Origin of the sequence: uncultured Campylobacter sp., from assembly GCF_938045535.1 — a bacterium.
GTDB lineage: Bacteria > Campylobacterota > Campylobacteria > Campylobacterales > Campylobacteraceae > Campylobacter_B.
This window is the reverse complement of sequence record NZ_CALIMQ010000114.1, coordinates 1-1,573: the sequence shown is the minus strand read 5'-3', so window position 1 is coordinate 1,573 and position 1,573 is coordinate 1. Positions and strand designations below refer to the sequence as shown.

Genomic DNA, 1,573 nt, shown 5'->3' with positions numbered 1-1,573 from the left:
TAAAGAAAAAATACTTCGCCTTTAAATTTTCGGCGGCTCGTCTCGCGAGTGCTTTTTCGAAATTTGGCAAAATTTTTATTCTGCAGGCTATATGACGGGACCACCCGCCGCAAATAGCAAATTTAAAAGGATATAAAAATGGAAAACCAGATCAAAAATTTTCTGCAAAATTGCGAGCAGATCGTTAAATCACAAGCAAAGCGATACGAAAGTCGTAGCTCTTTTGCGACGAAAATTCCACCCGTTTTTATACTCTCTTATGATGAATTTGAGAAAAAATACGGCTCAAATTTATATTTGGATGGTAGTTTTGACGTGCTGGTGTTTGATGGCGATCTTAGCCTGTCGGGAGGCACGATAAATTCCGCTTGGCTTGAGGATAAATTTAGCGAAGCGGGCGGTAAAAATAGCGCACGAGCGATGTTTGTTAATGGAAATTTATTCATCAGCGGCGATATCGTTGATGATGATTATCTGTTTTTGCAAGTCGCCAAAGATACGGCGTGTGATTATCTGCATTCGCAGGACGGCGTTATCGCAATCGGCGGCAATCTAACGGCGCTTTGGGGTATAAGCGGCGAATACAACGACGGAATGTTGCAGGTTTTTGGAAAAACGCAAGCGCCGTATATCGTCTCAAACGACCACGCGATGCCTGATCATAGCGCTAGCGAATGCGTCTATGTCCTAGACGGACGGATCGGTCAAAGCTACCTGGGCGCGCTTGATGGTTGGGATTTTTTTGAAAATTGTGAGCTGATGTTTAAGGACGGAATTTACGAAGATGAGCATCAGATCGATATTTCTGCCTTTTTTAAATTCGTAAAAAAGGGCGCTAATCCGCTAGTGGATTTTAAAACTTTTGAAGCTAGAAAAGCCGCCTGGGACGAAGAAAATGAAGAGCAGGAGCCCGAATGCGCAGGCGATCTGCCTAAAAATTCCGAGACTATTGCCGAGACGATATATTTAGAAAATTTCAGCGGCAGCGATGGGGAGCTATACGAGTATATGGTGAGCGAATTCGAGGCTATAGAAAAAATCGGCGATGAAAGCGAAAAATACGCTTATGGCGGCAGAGCTTTCAAGCTGTCTATCATTGCGGCGAGGATGGCGGAAAATTGGCGGCTGATTACCCAGCGTTACTCTGCGCAGCAGATAGACGATCTGCGCAAAATCATCATTAAGAGCGCGACTAATTTGGCCGATTATTTTTTAGAAATCGGCGATAAAAAACAGCTTGCGTTCATCTATGAATTTTTAAACGACGATGCGGTAAGCATCGAAAAGGACGAGCCGTTTTTATACGAAACGCTGGTGCGCGCGGGCTTGGAGTTGCAAGATTACGATAGCACTTACGCGCTAGTGTCCGTCATCGATAAAAAGTCCGAATTTTTGCCGCAGGAGATGGCAAAAAGCATCGCGGACGTGATTAAAAGCGAAGGATACCGGGCTTGGCTGGCAAAACAGTAAGCTCCGAAAAGCAAAATTTTAAATTTTGCTAAAAGATAAAAATCAAAGAGGCATTATATAAAATTTCAATCTAAATTTTCGCGCCATAAAGCCGAATGTCTGC

General features: G+C 43.5%; 1 protein-coding gene. It reads left to right on the top strand.

Features of this window, described 5'->3' with window-relative positions; genetic code table 11:
- Positions 1-138: 138 nt before the first annotated feature.
- Positions 139-1,470, top strand: coding sequence for a hypothetical protein (locus Q0095_RS03675; protein ID WP_297881459.1), 1,332 nt, complete (start codon positions 139-141; stop codon positions 1,468-1,470).
- The last annotated feature ends 103 nt before the right edge of the window (positions 1,471-1,573 follow it).

Bases quoted from the DNA above. Each gene is read 5' to 3' on its own strand.
- Q0095_RS03675 (WP_297881459.1), top strand. From the start codon at position 139: ATGGAAAACCAGATCAAAAATTTTCTGCAAAATTGCGAGCAGATCGTT.